The organism is Streptomyces sp. VTCC 41912, from assembly GCF_045799175.1.
Taxonomy (GTDB): Bacteria; Actinomycetota; Actinomycetes; order Streptomycetales; family Streptomycetaceae; genus Streptomyces; species Streptomyces albulus_C.
The window spans coordinates 235,994-252,444 of sequence record NZ_JBJMAB010000006.1; the positions used below are offsets into that span (position 1 = coordinate 235,994).

Genomic DNA, 16,451 nt, shown 5'->3' on the forward strand with positions numbered 1-16,451 from the left:
CCGGTCACGCGTCGGCAGAAGCCGCCCGACCTCGTCGCACAGAGGAGTTTCCGCCCATGGCACGCCCGGCCCCGGGAGAACTGACGTTCGTCGCCCCCCGCGGCGCCAAGAAGCCACCTCGGCACCTCGCCGACCTCAGCCCGGCCGAGCGCCGGGAGGCGGTGGCGGCGATCGGCGAGAAGCCGTTCCGCGCCAAGCAGCTGTCGCAGCACTACTTCGCCCGCTACGCGCACGACCCCGCCCAGTGGACCGACATCCCCGCGGCGGCTCGCGAGAAGCTCGCCGCCGAACTGCTGCCGGACCTGATGTCCGTGGTGCGGCACATCTCGTGCGACGACGACACCACCCGCAAGACGCTGTGGCGCCTGCACGACGGCACCCTCGTCGAGTCCGTCCTGATGCGCTACCCGGACCGGGTCACCATGTGCATCTCCTCGCAGGCCGGCTGCGGCATGAACTGCCCGTTCTGCGCCACCGGCCAGGCCGGCCTGGACCGCAACCTCTCCACCGCCGAGATCGTGCACCAGATCGTCGACGGGATGCGGGCGCTGCGCGACGGCGAGGTGCCCGGCGGACCGGCACGGCTGTCCAACATCGTCTTCATGGGCATGGGCGAGCCGCTCGCCAACTACAAGCGGGTGGTCGGCGCCATCCGGCGGCTGACCGACCCCGAGCCGGACGGGCTGGGCCTCTCCCAGCGCGGCATCACCGTCTCCACCGTCGGGCTGGTCCCGGCGATGCTGCGGTTCGCCGACGAGGGCTTCAAGTGCCGGCTCGCGCTGTCGCTGCACGCGCCCGACGACGAGCTGCGGGACACCCTCGTGCCCGTCAACACCCGCTGGAAGGTACGCGAGGTGCTGGACGCGGCGTGGGAGTACGCCGAGAAGTCCGGCCGCCGGGTCTCGATCGAGTATGCCCTGATCCGCGACATCAACGACCAGGCGTGGCGCGGTGACCTGCTGGGACGGCTGCTCAAGGGCAAGCGCGTCCACGTCAACCTCATCCCGCTCAACCCGACGCCCGGCTCCAAGTGGACCGCCTCGCGGCCCGAGGACGAGCTGGCGTTCGTGCGGGCCATCGAGGCGCACGGCGTGCCCGTGACCGTGCGGGACACCCGGGGCCAGGAGATCGACGGCGCCTGCGGACAGCTTGCGGCCTCGGAGCGCTGAGCCACCCGCTGGTACGGTGTCGTCGAACAAATGCACATTCCGACAGGGGAGCGCCACAGCGCTGAGAGTGCGGACACGTCGTAGCCCTACGACGCCGCAGACCCTTGAACCTCGCCCGGGTCATTCCGGGTAGGAAGTTCGGTCGTCACTCATGCTGTTGCGCCCTGCCCACCGCCCGCTGCCGAACGTCTTCCGATGAAGAACGCAGCGGGCACCGGGCGGGGCCGCGTCTCTTCCTGGCCAGCCAGGAGGAAATCAGTGAGCACCACCAGAAGGATCACCGCGGCAGCGCTCGCCGCCGCGGCGGGCATGACGGCACTCGCCGGATGCGGCAGCGCCGGCGACAGCAGCGCCGACGCCAAGACCGTCACGCTCGTCAGCCACGACTCGTTCAACGCCTCCAAGTCCGTCCTGGCCGCCTTTGAGAAGGAGAGCGGCTACAAGGTCAAGGTGCTCAGGGGCGGGGACGCCGGCGAAGCCGTCAACAAGGCGATCCTCTCCAAGGACAACCCGCAGGGCGACGTCTTCTTCGGCATCGACAACACCCTGCTCTCGCGCGGGCTGAACGCCGGGCTCTTCACGCCCTACAAGGCCAAGGGCCTGGACAGCGTCCCGGCTGATCTGCAGCTCGACAAGGACGGCCACCGGGTCACGCCCCTCGACTACGGCGACATCTGCGTCAACTACGACCGCGCCTACTTCACCCAGCACAAGCTGGCGCCGCCGCAGACCTTCGACGACCTGCTCAAGCCGCAGTACAAGGGCCTGCTCGTCACGGAGAACTCCGCCACCTCCTCCCCGGGACTCGCCTTCCAGCTCGGCACGATCGCCGCCCACGGCGAGGCCGGCTGGACGGACTACTGGAAGAAGCTCAAGGCCAACGGCGTCGAGGTCGTCGACAGCTGGGAACAGGCGTACAACGAGCGCTTCTCGGGCTCCGCGGCCGGCAAGGGCAAGGGGGACAAGCCGCTGGTGGTCTCCTACGCCTCCAGCCCGCCCGCCGAAGTGATGGGCAAGAACCCCGCCCCGAAGGAGGCCCCGACCGGCGTCGCGACCGGCACCTGCTTCCAGCAGATCGAATTCGGTGGCCTGCTCAAGGGCGCCAAGAACGAGAAGGGCGGCAAGGCGCTGCTCGACTTCCTCCTGTCGAAGACGTTCCAGGAGGACATGCCGCTGCAGATGTTCGTCAACCCGGCACGCAAGGACGCCAAGGAGCCGGAGCTGTTCACCCGCTACGGCGTCACGATCGACAAGCCGGCGACCCTCGCACCCGAGACGATCGCCAAGAACCGTGACCAGTGGGTCAAGCAGTGGTCCTCGCTCGTTCTGAAGTAGCCCGCACCCGGCAACGGGGGACCGCGCGGACCACGGCGGTGCGGCTCGGCCTGATGGTCGTGCCGTTCGTCTTCTTCGTGGTGTTCTTCGCCTACCCGGTCGCCGTGATCGTCGGCCGGGGGCTGAAGGACGGCGGGCAGTGGCAACTCGGCCGCTTCGGCGCCGTGCTCGGTGATCCGGACGTCCTCCACGTGCTGTGGTTCACGGTGTGGCAGGCCGCTGCCTCGACCGCCTTGACGCTGCTGATCGCGCTGCCCGGCGCCTACGTCTTCGCCCGCTTCGACTTCCCCGGCAAACAACTGCTGCGGGCGGTGGTGGCGGTGCCGTTCGTGCTGCCCACCGTCGTCGTCGGCTCCGCCTTCCTGGCGCTGGTCGGCCGGGGCGGGCTGCTGGACGACCTGTGGGGCGTCCGGCTGGACACCTCGGTGTGGGCGATCCTGCTGGCCCACGTCTTCTTCAACTACGCCGTCGTCGTCCGCACCGTCGGCGGGCTCTGGTCCCAGCTCGACCCGCGTCAGGAGGAGGCGGCCCGGGTCCTGGGCGCCGGACGGTTCGCGGCGTGGCGGAAGGTGACGCTGCCCGCGCTCGGGCCGGCGGTGGCCGCCGCGGCGCTGATGGTGTTCCTCTTCACCTTCACCTCCTTCGGAGTGGTGCAGATCCTCGGCGGACCCACCTTCTCCACGTTGGAGGTGGAGATCTACCGGCAGACCGCCGACTTCCTGGACCTGCCGACCGCCGCCGTGCTCACCCTGATCCAGTTCGCGGCCGTACTGGGACTGTTGGCGCTGCATGCCTGGACCGTGCGGCGCCGCGAATCCACCCTGCGGCTCGTCGACGCCTCCCGGACCGCCCGTCGTCCGCACGGCGCAGGCCAGTGGGCGCTGCTGTGGGGCACCCTCACCGTCATCGCGGTGCTGCTCGTCCTGCCGCTCGCCGTACTCGTCGAGCAATCCTTCGCCGGCCCGGACGGCTACGGGTTGGTCTTCTACAAGACGCTGCACGATGCGGCGTCCGCCGACAGCACCTTCGCCGTCGCCCCCCTCGACGCCCTCTGGAACTCCCTCGCCTACGGTGCGGCAGCCACCGCGATCGCCCTCCTGGTCGGAGGACTGGCCGCGGCCGCACTCACCCGCTCCCGGCCGGCAGCCGGCCCGTCCGGGCGGACGCCGATGATCACCCGGCTCCTGCGCGGCTTCGACGGACTGCTGATGTTGCCCCTCGGAGTCTCTGCCGTGACCGTCGGCTTCGGATTCCTGATCACCCTCGACAAGCCGCCGCTGGACCTGCGGGCCTCGTGGTGGCTGGTCCCGCTCGCCCAGGCCCTGGTGGGTGTGCCGTTCGTGGTCCGCACGATGCTGCCCGTCCTGCGGGCGGTGGACGGGCGGCTGCGGGAAGCGGCGGCGGTCCTCGGTGCCTCGCCTTGGCAGGTCTGGCGCGAGGTGGACCTGCCGATGGTGCGGCGGGCGCTGCTCGTCGCGGCGGGCTTCGCCTTCGCGGTGTCGCTCGGTGAGTTCGGCGCGACCGTCTTCATCGCCCGGCCGGACCAGCCGACGCTGCCGGTGGCCGTCACCCGACTGCTGGGCCGCGCGGGCGAGTTCAACTACGGCCAGGCGATGGCCCTGTCGACCATATTGATGGTGGTGTGCGCGGGCGCCCTGCTGGCCCTGGAGCGCATCCGCACCGACCACTCCGGGGAGTTCTAGATGACGGCACAGGCCCGGACCGCGGCATCGGAAATGCTGCGCCTGGACAGCGTCACGGTCAGTTTCGGCACGCCCGGCGCGCATCCCGCGCTCGACGGGGTGGACCTGTTCGTCGCCGCACACGAAATCGTCTGCGTCCTCGGCCCCAGCGGCAGCGGCAAGTCCACCCTGCTGCGGGTCGTCGCCGGGCTGCAGCACGCCGACGCGGGGGCCGTGCTGCTCGAAGGGCGCGACCAGGTGGGGGTGCCCACGCACCGGCGTGGCGTCGGGTTGATGTTCCAGGACCACCAGTTGTTCCCGCAGCGCGATGTCGCGGGGAACGTGGCCTTCGGAGTGCGGATGCGGGGCTCCTCCCGCGCCGAGCAGCAACGCACGGTCACCGAACTGCTGGATCTCGTCGGGCTCCCGGGCGCCGAGCGCCGGGCCGTGGCGTCGCTGTCCGGCGGCGAGCAACAGCGCGTCGCTCTCGCTCGGGCCCTCGCCCCGAGCCCGCGGCTGTTGATGCTGGACGAACCCCTCGGGCAACTGGACCGGGGGCTGCGCGAGCGCCTCGTCGTCGAACTGCGCCGACTTTTTCGCGAGTTGGGCACGACGGTGCTCGCCGTCACCCACGACCAAGGGGAGGCCTTCGCCCTCGCCGACCGCGTCGTGGTGATGCGGGACGGCCGGATCGCTCAGAGCGGCACCCCCTTGGAGGTCTGGCAGCGCCCCGCTTCCGCCTTCGTCGCCCGTTTCCTCGGTTTCGACAACGTGGTGGAGGCGACCGTGCAGGGCGAATCCGCCGTTACCCCTTGGGGCAAGGTGCCCGTACCGGACGGCACTTCGGATGGTGCCTGCCGCCTGCTCGTGCGCCCGGCCGGCGTCCGGCTGACGTCCCCGGCGGACGGCCTGCCGTGCACGGTCGTGGCCCGGACCTTCCGTGGCACGCACGTTGCGCTGTTGCTCCAACCGCCGAGCGGACCGCAGGTGGAGGCGGCGTGCCCACTCCACGAAGCGCCGGAGTCCGGAGACCGGGTCGGCATCTCCTTCGCCGTCGAGGACGTGGTGGTGTTGGACGACACGGAGGAGTGAGCGTGTCGCCTGCCGGTGCTGGGCCATGATCCGCTCCTGAAGGGGGTGGGGGCCGTTAGGTGCGTGAGGGAGGGGCGGGGCGCCGGCCCTGCGGGATGACCAGGCCCAACTCGTAGGCGAGGATCACCGCCTGGGCACGATCACGGAGCCCCATCTTCGTGAAGAGCCGGTTGATGTGCGTCTTGACGGTGTGATCGGTGATCGTCAGGCGTGCGGAGATCTCCGCGTTGGACAGCCCCTGGGCGATGTGGAGGAGCACCTCCACCTCACGGCCGGTCAGCTCCTCGACCGTGCGCACCGGAGCCGGTGCCGATCTCTGCTTGACGAACTGCGCGATCAACCGCTTGGTCAACTCAGGCGCCAACAGTGCATTGCCCTCCGCCACCACCCGCACGGCGTGGAGGAGTTCCGGGAACGTGGTGTCCTTCAAGAGGAAGCCGCTGGCGCCGGCTGCGAGCGCGTCGTACACGTACTCGTCGAGCCCGAACGTCGTCAGCATCAACGCCTTGGTCGCGCCACCCGACGCCCGAGTGATCTCCCGGGCGGCCTCGATGCCGTTCTTGTGCGGCATCCGGATGTCCAGCAGTGCGAGGTCGGGGCGCTGCTCCGCCGCCACCCGTACCGCCTGCACGCCGTCCTCGGCCTCACCCACCACCTCGATGTCGTCCTGCGTGCCCAGGAGGTTGACGAAACCGGTTCGGACGATGGCCTGGTCGTCGGCCACAATTGCTCTGATCACCACGGGATTTCCGCCTCTACGAGAAAGCCGCCGTCCGGACCCGGGCTCGCGGTGAGCCTGCCCCCGAGCAACGTGGCCCGCTCCTCCATGCCGGCCAGGCCATGTCCGGAGTGCACCACGCCCGGTGACCCCGGGCCGTCGTCCGCGATCCGCACCGCCAGCCGGTCGGTCCGATACTCGATCTCCACCACCGCATGGGCACCCGGAGCGTGCCGCCGCACGTTGGTCAGCCCTTCCTGGACGATGCGATAGGCCGACAGCTCGCAGGACGTGGGCAACTCGACCCGGTCTCCGCTGATCCGCAGTTCGACCTCGCCGCCCACGGAGCGGTGCTGCGCTATCAGCTCGCCCAATGCGTCGAGGGTTGGTTGCGGTGTCGTTCCCGTGCGGTCCTCGGGGCCCGTTCGCAGCACACCCAGCAGCCGACGCAACTCCGCCATCGATGCGCGGGCGGACCTGGCGATCTGCTGGAAGCCCTCACGGGCCTGCGGCGACAGGTGCGGTGTGGTGTAGGTGGCGCTCTCCGCCTGCACGGCGATCACCGAGACGGAGTGCGAAACGACGTCGTGCAGTTCCCGGGCGATTGCTGCCCGCTCCGCCGCGGCGGCCTGCCGGCGCTCCATCGCGAGGAGCCGGAGCTGCGCGGCCGCCCGCTCACGCCGTGTCTCCTCGCGCGCGCGAACCGCGTCCCCCACCGCTACCGCGGCCACGATCGCCACGGTCAGGACGAACCACTCGGCGAGCAGATCGAAGGTGTAGGACCTCGGGTGCCAGGACGCGATGTGCCAGACGTTCACCGCGAGGGAGAGGACCGAGCCGATACCGGCGAGCAGAGCCGGATGCGCGACGCGGTGTCGTCCGAGGGTGTAACACGCCACGAGTCCGCTGACGGTTGCTGCGATGTAGAGGTCCGCTCCAGCGGCGAAACTCAACAGGGCTGCTCCTGCGGAGAGGGCCGCGATGGCCGGGCGCACGTGACGCCACGCCAGAGTCGCCGCGGAGAGCAGCACGCCCAGCGCGATCACCAGAGAGTGGCGCGGCACGACCACGAGCTCCACGGCCGCGAAAACCGTGAGGGCCCCGCCGGATACCCAGGGATAGGACGGCGACGCGACCCACGCGCGGAGCCGCTGCCGGAGAGAAGTGCTCATGCCGATATTTTTTCGGCTTCGCGGCAGCCGCCGCGTCGCCGCACGGGTTGATCCATGGCTGACATGTCATGCCACGGGTTGACGCCGAAGTTCGGTTCCTCGTTTGACGCTCCGCGATCCGCCTGTCCATAGCCTCGTGATCACGGCGAGGACGGGAGCGTCATGAAGAATCAACCGGCTGGCAAATCAACGAACTTAGGGCAATGCGACAGGCTGGGATGGGGTCTGCGCGCGCCGCGAAGCACGGGCGGCGGACCGCGCAGAAGCACGTGCCGCGAAGCGTGGGGATGGAGCGCGTGCGCGATCGCCGCGCTGGGCCTAGCGCTCTTCACCACCCTTCCCCCGCACCGGACATGGAGCCTGTCCGCAGCAGTCGGATACGGGTGTGCGGCGATGACCGCGGCTCGGCTTGCCAAGAGAAGACGTCCGTCGCGCAGTGCCGTGTTCCCCCACGAACTGTCCCTGATCCTGGCTGTGATGGGGTCGGTGGTCGTGCCACTGCTCCTTCTGGTGTGGGACAGCAGCGCGCAGCTGGAAGTCGCAGTCGTCGAACGCTCCGGTGACTTGTTGCTGCACTCGGGCAGCCCCTACATACCTGCACCCACCACGGTCGGGGACTACAACCCGTACCTGCCCGGCATGGCGGTCTTCGGTCTCCCGCATGCGCTGTTCGGCGGCGGGCCGCTCACCGACGCGCGATGGTGGATGGCGGGCGCATTCTTCGTGACCATGGCCGCTGCGACAAGGACGCTCGTTCGCCGTGTGCGGGGCGTGGCCGGAGGCCGGCCCGGAACTCCTACCGCGCCCCGTTGCGCTACCGCTCCCGTGCTGTTGTGGCTCGCGGCCTGCCCGCTGGTGGCCCTGCCTCTGGCAGTCGGGGGAATCGACCTTCCGGTGATCGGCCTGATGTGCTGGGGACTGGCAGCGGCCGCAAACGGTACACCGGGGCGTGCGGGGATACTGATAGGTGCTGCGGCGGCGCTCAAGTGGACGGCCTGGCCCGCTGCGCCCGTCGTGTTGGCGCTGGTGGCAGCCAGACACGGCCGGCGCTCGCCCCTTGCCGCTGCTGCTGCAACCGCTCTGACGGTATTGACGGCCGTTGTTCCGTTCCTGCTCACAGCCCCCAGGGCATTCGTCGAGAACGTTCTGGAGTTTCCCTTGGGGCTCGGCAGCGCGACGTCCCCTGCCGCCAGCCCGCTGCCCGGGTGGCTCCTGGCCACCTACGTTCCTGGCGGGGCGATCATCGCGATGGTGCTGCTGGCCGTCGCCGCCATCGGCGTCGCCGGCTCCCTGGCGATACGGCCGCCGCGGACGGTGCGGGCTGCGGCCGACCGCCTGGCGATCGGCCTCGCGCTCGCCATGGCACTGATGCCGGCGACACGGTTCGGCTACCTCGTCTATCCCCTGGTGCTCTGGGCGTGGCCACGAATGATGCAGGTCGCAACGGCGACCGGACCGCGCAGCGCGATCCGTCGCCGGTCACTGGACCACGCGTCATTGAGCGAGGCGGTGTTGGGCGATCTATCGGAGGAAATCGGGCCGGGCGTTGTTCCCGGCCCTGACCAGCGCCAGGCGGACGGCCTTCGGCAGGGCTGCGGTACGGGGCACGTGAGCGTTCCGCAGCGAGTGACAGAACAAGCGGACCGTAAGAGACGCGCCCCCGAAGTGGGAGAGGAGACGACGCTGTGAGCCGCGGGCAGGCCAGCGCCAAGGGCGAGGAGGGTCGTGGCTACGGCGCCGCGGTATCGGCAGCGGTCGCTATACCGCCGCGTTGCGCGAGCTCTCCTCCGGCAGGGCTTCTGCCGTCGGCCCCGTCGGCCCCGTCGCGCTTCCCGCGGTTGGCGTGGAGCCGTGCCCGACGGCTACTGCCTGCTCCGAACCCGGATCCTGTTCCTCATCCGGTGAGGTCGACTCCGGTTCGCCGAACCAGGCGACCGCGACGGCCCCGGCCACGGCGACCACGAAGCCAAGGATCGCCATCCATGCGAAGCCAGGACGAGAGGAGTCGCCGAGCCACAGCACTCCGAGAATGCCGGGCACCACGGTTTCGCCCACCACGAGCGCCGCCGTGGCACCGTTCACCGAACCGATCTGCAGGGCGACCGTGTGCAGGTACATTCCGCCGATGCCTGCCACCAGGATCGCGTACAGCGCGGGATCACCGAGGAGGGACGGCAGGTGGAACGGGTCCACACCGTTCAGGACGCGCACGCCCACTCCTAGGGCGCCGAAGCCCAAGCCGGACAAGAGGCCCGCGAGGATCGCGGCCCGCCCGCCGAGCAGACGCACGAGCAGGGTGCCACCACCGATGATCACAACCGAGGCGACCAGCAGCCACCAATGGGTGTCGATCGGTGTGTGGCCGCTCCCCTCCGGGCCGGCCGCGGTGGCCAGCAGCACCAGTGCCGAGCAGACCACACCGATGGAGGCCCATTCGGGACGGGTGAGGCGAATGTTGAGGAGCTTGACGCTCAACACGGCCGTGATCACGAGGTTCGCGCTGATCACGGTCTGCGAGAGGAACAGCGGCAGCATCCGGGCTGCGAGCGCACCCAGCCCGAAGCCAATGAAGTCCAGGACCGTGCCGACCATGAACTCCCAGGTCACGGCGGCTTTGGCGGTCGACGAGAGGCTGGGGCCGCCGTGCTGTGTGACGGTGTCGCCGGATGCCTTCGCCGCCTCCCGCCGAGCGGACTTCCGCGATCCCACCGCCTGAAGGACCGAACCTGTGCCGTAGCAGGCGGACGCCGCTATGGCCGTCACAAGGCCGATGATCACCGAAGGCTCCGTTCACACGCCGCATTACCTGTTCATTACCTGGATTGGCAGACGTGCATTTCGGTACGTGAGTTGCCTCCAAGGGCAAAAGATCTCTTGCCGTGGGGAAATGGGGGGGGAGGGGAGTGCCCCCGGGCGGGGGTGCAAGGGGCTCTTGGCCGGCGCGAGGAGCCGGCAAGGGAGGCTTCCGTACGCGGGTCGGCTTACGGGAACGAGCCGTGGACGTCGCCGTTCGGTTGTGTCGGCCTTCCCCGTGCAGGCCGCAGCTTGTCCTCAAGTGGCTTGCCAGCCGGTGCTACCGGGAGAGCATCAGGGGGGCTCCCAGGACGGCCGAGATGGTCTTCCTGAGGGCTTTGCAGCCGGTTGGCGACCACGACGATGTGCATCGCCAGCCGCTCTGACCGGCTGCTACCGGTAGGGCTGCGGTGCCTGGGTGTGGCCGCCACCAGGGTCGAGGCCAAGTAGGTCGGGTCGAACCACGGCCAGGAGGGCTGTCCGCCGATGTTGCGACGCAGGGTGTGTGCCCACGGCTCGGTCGCGCGCACGGTTTACGGGTGCGGGGAGACTCGGTCGGCCCCGCCGTACGTAGCCCTCGTTACGGGCGCAGGGACTTCACCAGCGGGCCGAGCGAGCCGTCCTCGGCGGCTGAGTCGAGAGCCGTGCGCAGTGCGTCGTCGTACGTCGGGCGTGCCCTGCTCTGCATTTCACGGCCCTCGTCGGTGATCACGCTGTAGACACCGCGTCGGTCGCCCGGGCACAGGTCGCGACGGGTCAGGCCGGACGACTCCAGCCGGGAAGCCAGTCGGCTGACGGAGCTCTGGTTGAGACCGATGAGGTCCGCGAGCTCCTGCATCCGCAGCTCACCGTCGTCCGACGCCGCGAGACGGGCCAGCGCACGGTACTCGGAGAGACCGAGCTTGTGGTGCTGTTGCAGCGCTTTCGCGAGTTCTTGCTCGACGCGCGTGTGCAGTGCTCCGAACCGGTCCCAGTGCTCCGCGTCCATGGATTCTGTCCTCTTCCGTCGCTCGTCCGCCTTCTCTGGCGTCGCGCTCCGACCTCTTTCGGGGTGTTCCCCAGCGAACTCTTGACATCAGCGTACATGCGCCTGAAACTTATGTATGTGCATGCAAGGGATGTGTGTACATGGAGCTATGAGGGGGAGCGGCATGGCATCGACAAGCGTCGTGGAAGCGGGAGGTGTCCCGGGTATCCAGCGGATCGCGACCACGCCGGACTGGTACGAGCCGTACAAGATTTCGCAGGCAATCAAGGCAGGTGGTCTGATCCACGTGTCCGGGCAGGCGGGTATCGATGAGCAGGGGCGGACCGTCGCAGACGACTTCCTGACCCAGGGGCGCCAGGCGTTCGCGAACGTCCAGCGAGTGCTCGCCGAGGCCGGTGCGTCGCTCGCAGACGTGGTAAAGGTCGGCATCTTCGTGACGGACATGGCCGCCGACCTCGGTCATGTGATCACCCTGCGCGAGGAGTTCCTGTCCGAGCCCTATCCCGCGGACACCTTGCTCGAAGTGTCGTCGCTGGCACAGCCGGAGTGGCGAATAGAGGTCGAGGTGACGGCTCTCGCCCGCTGACGGCGTCGTAGCCGACGGGGCGCGGCGGGACGGGGGCGGGCATGGCCGGAAGACTTCGCGCTGGGCAACTGGAATGTCGTGCGGGAAGTCGTAACGTCCCGCTCCTGTCCGGTGTGCGTCGAGTCAGCCTGCGCGTTGCGTGTGCCTTGGCCGGCGACCGGGTGTCTGACGGTCCCCATGTCCGAGACGTTCCGACCGGCTGCCGTCGGCCCGGAAGCTGGTGGACCGACATGCATCAACCGCATCCCGCCGTGTTCCGGAGCGCTGTGGGCCCGCCAGGCAGTCGCCATCCTGCAACTGGACGGCGTGCCGTGTCTCCCTGCCCACGCCTACGCGTCGAAGAGTCAGAGCGGTGTGCGGTGTGCGGTGTTCACATCCAAGCAAGAGCCTCTACGCCATACCGAACCGAATTCAGCGCATGGGCCTTCAGCTCAAGCTCCTCCATGCCTCACGGCAAATCTCGTTCGCCCTCGATACGACGCCCCGGCGACAACCGGCTTGAGCCCCACGCGCTCCGGAAGGAACAACCCCTCGCGGATCCGCGCATCAGCAAGCAACGCCCCAGCCATCACCGTTCAGCCACCGCTGCTCAAGCCACCGCCGCCGCCGTACAGCGCGACTCTTCGGAAGACGCGGCCCCACCACTCAACTCGCTTGGCGCACAGCGAATTCGCAGTAACAAGAGAGCAAGGGGCCAACGAGCCCAACGAGCCCAACGAGCCCAACGAGCCCAACGAGCCCAACGAGAAGAATGAGAGGAACGAGAACAACAAGACCCAACGAGCCCGACGCCACCCACGGCAAAGCTCCTCCTTGCACGTGTCCCAGGCCGCCCCCCAGGCGAGAGCCACATCCCGCGATTTCTCAGTGGACCAGGGGAAGAGTGGCCATCTCCGCGACCGTCCAGGTCAGGGGGCCGAGGACGAGCAGTACGGCAACGGCGCGGAGGGCGGTCGCGCGGTGGAGGGTGGAGGCGGATGCGCCGAGTCGGCGTAGGGCGGCGGTGGTGCGGGCGCGGGCTGCTCGGGATTCCAGGCTGGCCGAGAGCGCGCTGATGGAGACGCAGGCAAAGATGATCGCCGCGCCGATTGCCGTGAACGGACCGAGGGGCCGGGAGGGAGCAGCCTGGTACACGGTGGCGGCGGCGTAGATGCCGGAGGCCACCGCGCACAGGACGCCGAGCGGGCGGCCCAGGCGGTGTGACTCCTCCTGGAGGACGCGCCCGGACAGCAGTCGCAGCGCGCCGGGGCGGCCCGCGCACAGCAGTTGGCCCGACAGGTACACCAGGCCGGGGCCGGCCAGGACGAGACCGAAGGCTGCCAGGGCCCAGCCGGCCAGGACGCCCGGTGGGCTGCCGATCAGGTGGCCGGGGAGGGGCAACAGACCACCGGGGGTGCCGCCGACGGGGGTCGTGTAGGACTCGAGGGCCAGGCCGGCCGCGGTCAGCGCGACGCCCCACGGGAGGCCGGAGGGGGCCTTGGTGATCGAGGCGGGCTCGGTGTCGACGGCGCCCGCTTCGGCGCGGGGACGGAGCGAGTAGGCGGTGGCCGCGGCGACCGTCAGCGGGACGAGGGACAGCAGCATCAGGGCGCCGATCAGCGGCAGCGGGTGGCCGGCGCCGAGCAGACCGGCGTCGACGGCGCGCGGGGCGGCGGTGCGGGCGGCGGTGCCGAAGTCGCCGCGGAGGGTGAGGAAGGCGATGAGGGCGAGGAGGACGCCCAGGGCACAGGTCAGGGCGGTGGAGGCCGCGGCGAGCAGGGTGAGTCGGAACGGTCCCAGGCCGGCGGCGGTCATGCCGCGTTGGAGGCGGGCGGCCGGGTCGGTGCGGGCCACGGACACCGCGAGTTGGGCGGTGGCCGCGAGCGGGGCGGCGCACCACAGGAGGCGGCCCAGGGAGGCGCCGGCCGCGGTGGGGTGGGCGGCGGCGTGGGCGAGGGCGGTCAGCACCAGGAAGCCGGTGCCGGCCGCGGCGGTGGCGACGAGGAGACGGCGCAACAGGACGAGGGGGTGAGCGCGGAAGGTCAGACGGAGAGCGAGCACGCTGCCCTGCTTTCCTCGTCGGAGGCGCCGGCGTCCTCGGGGGCGGCGCCGGAGAGGCGGCCGTCGAGGAGGCTGACGGCCCGGTCGGCCTGCGCGGCGACCTGGGGGTCGTAGGTCGCCAGGACCACGGTGATGCGGTGGGAGCGGGCTGCGGTGGTCAGGGTGCGCAGCACTTGGACGCCGTCGGCGCTGTGGAGCGGGGCGGTCGGTTCGTCGGCGAAGAGCACCTGTGGGGTGGTGACCAGGGCGCGGGCGATGGCGACGCGCTGGCGCTGGGACTGGTCGAGCCGGGCGGGGCGGCGGCGGGCGCACATGCCCACGTCGAGGCGTTCCAGCCATTCGATGGCGGTGTGCTTGGCCGCGCGGTGGCCGGTGCCGCGCAGCAGGAGTGGGAGGGCGGTGTTCTCCCAGACGGTGAGTTCCGGGACGAGGTGGGGTTCGGTGTCGATCCAGCCGAACCGTTCGAGACGCAGCCGTTCGCGGCTGGGGGAGGAGAGGGTGTGGACGGGGGCGCGGTCGAAGAGGACCTCGCCCTCGGTCGGTACGAGTTGGCCGGACAGGCACTTCAGGAGTGTGGTCTTGCCACTGCCGCGGGGGCCGGTGACGGCGAGGATCTCGCCCTCCCGCACACCGAGGGAGACCCCGGTGAGGGCGACGGTGGCGCCGTGCGCGTGGTGTAGGCCGCGTGCCCAGAGAACGTCGTTGTCAGGCGGGGCCACCATCTGCACACCTCTCGCTCGTACGCTGCTCGTTCCCCCGGTCGGGGGAACGACCACGGAGGGTATCGGTCACCAGCACGGTAAGGAATCGGGTCCCCGGTCAAATGTGGCTCGGCAGCCACAACGGCCCAGATTCACCCGTATGGAAGGGAACGAGTGAATCCGGGCCGTGAGGTGTGCAGTTGTCTTCCGGCGCGTCGGGGAGTGGCCAGTGCACCAGGGGAGTGACTAGCGCGGGTTGCCCCGTGCGCCGGGAGGTGACGCGATGATCAGAGCTTGGTCCACGCCTCGGTGAGGACGGAGCGCAGGATCTGCTCGATCTCGTCGAAGACCGTCTGGTCGGCGATCAGCGGCGGGGCCAGCTGGATGACCGGGTCGCCACGGTCGTCGGCGCGGCAGTAGAGGCCGTTGTCGTACAGCGCCTTGGAGAGGAAGCCGTAGAGGACGCGCTCGGTCTCCTCGTCGTTGAAGGACTCCTTGGTGGCCTTGTCCTTCACGAGCTCGATGCCGTAGAAGAAGCCGTTGCCGCGGACGTCGCCGACGATCGGCAGGTCGTGCAGCTTCTGCAGCGTGCTGAGGAAGTTGCCCTCGTTGTCGAGTACGTGCTGGTTCAGGCCCTCGCGCTCGAAGATGTCGAAGTTCGACAGCGCCACGGCGGAGGAGACCGGGTGACCACCGAAGGTGTAGCCGTGCAGGAAGGTGTTGTCACCCTTGTAGAACGGCTCGGCGAGGCGGTCGGAGATGATGCAGGCACCGATCGGGGAGTAGCCCGAGGTCATGCCCTTGGCGCAGGTGATCATGTCCGGGACGTAGCCGAACTTGTCACAGGCGAACATCGTGCCGAGGCGACCGAAGGCGCAGATGACCTCGTCGGAGACGAGCAGCACGTCGTACTGGTCGCAGATCTCGCGGACCCGCTGGAAGTAGCCGGGGGGCGGCGGGAAGCAGCCACCGGCGTTCTGCACCGGCTCCAGGAAGACCGCGGCGACGGTCTCCGGGCCCTCGAAGAGGATCTGCTGCTCGATCTGGTCGGCGGCCCAGCGGCCGAAGGCCTCGGGGTCGTCGCCGTGGATCGGGGCGCGGTAGATGTTGGTGTTCGGCACCTTGTGCGCGCCGGGAACCAGCGGCTCGAAGGGGGCCTTCAGGCCCGGCAGACCGGTGATCGACAGGGCGCCCTGCGGGGTGCCGTGGTAGGCGACCGCGCGGGATATGACCTTGTGCTTCATCGGCTTGCCGGTGAGCTTGAAGTACTGCTTGGCGAGCTTCCAGGCGGTCTCGACGGCCTCGCCACCACCGGTGGTGAAGAAGACCTTGTTGAGGTCGCCCGGGGCGTAGTTCGCCAGGCGCTCGGCCAGCTCCACGGCCTTGGGGTGCGCGTAGGACCAGACCGGGAAGAAGGCCAGTTCCTGGGCCTGCTTGTAGGCGGTCTCGGCGAGCTCGACGCGGCCGTGGCCGGCGTTGACCACGAAGAGGCCGGCGAGGCCGTCGATGTAGCGCTTGCCCTTGTCGTCGTAGATGTTGGTGCCTTCGCCGCGCACGATCGTGGGCACGGGGGCGTTTTCGTACGACGACATGCGGGTGAAGTGCATCCACAGGTGGTCGTACGCCGTCTTGGAGAGGTCGGCGCTCATTGCTATCTCGTTCCCCAGGTGTAGGTCTGCTTCCGGAGCTTGAGGTACACGAAGCTCTCGGTGGATCGGACGCCGGGAAGCGTGCGGATCCGCTTGTTGATCATTTGCAGAAGGTGGTCGTCGTCCTCGCAGACGATCTCGATGAGGAGATCGAACGAACCTGCCGTCATGACGACGTACTCGACTTCTTCCATGGTCGTCAGGGCGTCGGCCACGGGATCGAGGTCACCCTCGACGTTGATGCCGACCATTGCCTGTCGACGGAAACCGACCGTGAGGGGGTCGGTGACCGCGACGATCTGCATCACGCCTTGGTCGAGCAGCTTCTGTACGCGCTGGCGTACCGCCGCCTCGGACAGGCCCACGGCCTTGCCGATCGCGGCGTAGGGACGGCGCCCATCTTCCTGGAGCTGCTCGATGATCGCCAGGGAGACGGAGTCGATCGACGGAGTGCCGTTTCTGTCACGAGTGGCCACGTCCCTCACTGTGCACGAGGTTCGGCAGTATGGCAACCCCGATTCAATGA

At 69.4% G+C, this 16,451-nt stretch carries 14 protein-coding genes and 1 riboswitch; of the genes, 6 read left to right on the top strand and 8 right to left on the bottom strand.

Annotation, left to right across the window (positions count from 1 at the left end; all coding sequences use genetic code 11):
- The first annotated feature begins 56 nt into the window (after positions 1-56).
- The 4 genes from rlmN (at position 57) to ACJ6WD_RS12400 (ending at position 5,278) form a co-directional block, all read left to right on the top strand.
- The gene (gene rlmN, locus ACJ6WD_RS12385; RefSeq protein WP_016572238.1) at positions 57-1,169 is read left to right on the top strand and encodes a 23S rRNA (adenine(2503)-C(2))-methyltransferase RlmN; all 1,113 of its coding nucleotides are present in this window, start codon (positions 57-59) and stop codon (positions 1,167-1,169) included.
- Between the two features lie 34 nt (positions 1,170-1,203).
- A riboswitch (TPP riboswitch) is annotated at positions 1,204-1,323 on the top strand.
- Between the two features lie 104 nt (positions 1,324-1,427).
- Positions 1,428-2,504 (top strand): thiamine ABC transporter substrate binding subunit, encoded by a 1,077-nt coding sequence (locus ACJ6WD_RS12390; RefSeq protein WP_407615773.1) that lies wholly within the window; start codon positions 1,428-1,430, stop codon positions 2,502-2,504.
- A gap of 38 nt (positions 2,505-2,542) precedes the next feature.
- Entirely contained in the window at positions 2,543-4,207 is a 1,665-nt protein-coding gene (locus ACJ6WD_RS12395) for an ABC transporter permease (RefSeq protein WP_407615796.1), read from the top strand.
- Entirely contained in the window at positions 4,208-5,278 is a 1,071-nt protein-coding gene (locus ACJ6WD_RS12400; protein WP_407615774.1) for an ABC transporter ATP-binding protein, read from the top strand. It abuts the gene before it with no gap.
- 55 nt (positions 5,279-5,333) lie between these two features.
- Here ACJ6WD_RS12400 and ACJ6WD_RS12405 read toward each other — a convergent pair whose 3' ends face one another.
- The gene (locus ACJ6WD_RS12405; RefSeq protein WP_016572234.1) at positions 5,334-6,020 is read right to left on the bottom strand and encodes a response regulator transcription factor; all 687 of its coding nucleotides are present in this window, start codon (positions 6,018-6,020) and stop codon (positions 5,334-5,336) included.
- Complete coding sequence (locus ACJ6WD_RS12410) at positions 6,014-7,168, bottom strand: sensor histidine kinase (protein ID WP_407615775.1); 1,155 nt, start codon at positions 7,166-7,168, stop codon at positions 6,014-6,016. Before ACJ6WD_RS12410 ends, ACJ6WD_RS12405 begins: the two co-directional genes overlap by 7 nt.
- A gap of 162 nt (positions 7,169-7,330) precedes the next feature.
- Between ACJ6WD_RS12410 and ACJ6WD_RS12415 the strand changes: the two genes are divergently transcribed.
- Positions 7,331-8,857 carry a glycosyltransferase 87 family protein gene (locus tag ACJ6WD_RS12415; RefSeq protein ID WP_407615776.1) on the top strand — a complete coding sequence of 509 codons (1,527 nt, stop codon included), beginning with the start codon at positions 7,331-7,333 and terminating at the stop codon, positions 8,855-8,857.
- Between the two features lie 69 nt (positions 8,858-8,926).
- Here ACJ6WD_RS12415 and ACJ6WD_RS12420 read toward each other — a convergent pair whose 3' ends face one another.
- Together ACJ6WD_RS12420 and ACJ6WD_RS12425 are read right to left on the bottom strand one after the other, a co-directional pair.
- Positions 8,927-9,946, bottom strand: a complete 1,020-nt coding sequence (locus tag ACJ6WD_RS12420; RefSeq protein ID WP_407615777.1) for a hypothetical protein — start codon at positions 9,944-9,946, stop codon at positions 8,927-8,929.
- Between the two features lie 595 nt (positions 9,947-10,541).
- Positions 10,542-10,949, bottom strand: coding sequence for a MarR family winged helix-turn-helix transcriptional regulator (locus ACJ6WD_RS12425; protein ID WP_016572230.1), 408 nt, complete (start codon positions 10,947-10,949; stop codon positions 10,542-10,544).
- Between the two features lie 163 nt (positions 10,950-11,112).
- Between ACJ6WD_RS12425 and ACJ6WD_RS12430 the strand changes: the two genes are divergently transcribed.
- Positions 11,113-11,535: a RidA family protein gene (locus ACJ6WD_RS12430; RefSeq protein WP_407615778.1), complete on the top strand. Its 423-nt coding sequence runs from the start codon at positions 11,113-11,115 to the stop codon at positions 11,533-11,535.
- Positions 11,536-12,399: 864 nt separating this feature from the next.
- Here ACJ6WD_RS12430 and ACJ6WD_RS12435 read toward each other — a convergent pair.
- The 4 genes from ACJ6WD_RS12435 to ACJ6WD_RS12450 form a co-directional block, all read right to left on the bottom strand.
- Entirely contained in the window at positions 12,400-13,575 is a 1,176-nt protein-coding gene (locus ACJ6WD_RS12435) for a hypothetical protein (RefSeq protein ID WP_407615779.1), read from the bottom strand.
- On the bottom strand, positions 13,557-14,297 hold the full coding sequence (locus tag ACJ6WD_RS12440) for an ABC transporter ATP-binding protein (protein WP_233658522.1): 741 nt from the start codon (positions 14,295-14,297) through the stop codon (positions 13,557-13,559). Before ACJ6WD_RS12440 ends, ACJ6WD_RS12435 begins: the two co-directional genes overlap by 19 nt.
- A 266-nt stretch (positions 14,298-14,563) precedes the next feature.
- Positions 14,564-15,925: an aspartate aminotransferase family protein gene (locus ACJ6WD_RS12445; RefSeq protein WP_038522026.1), complete on the bottom strand. Its 1,362-nt coding sequence runs from the start codon at positions 15,923-15,925 to the stop codon at positions 14,564-14,566.
- Between the two features lie 2 nt (positions 15,926-15,927).
- Positions 15,928-16,401, bottom strand: coding sequence for an Lrp/AsnC family transcriptional regulator (locus tag ACJ6WD_RS12450; protein ID WP_016572225.1), 474 nt, complete (start codon positions 16,399-16,401; stop codon positions 15,928-15,930).
- Between the last annotated feature and the right edge of the window lie 50 nt (positions 16,402-16,451).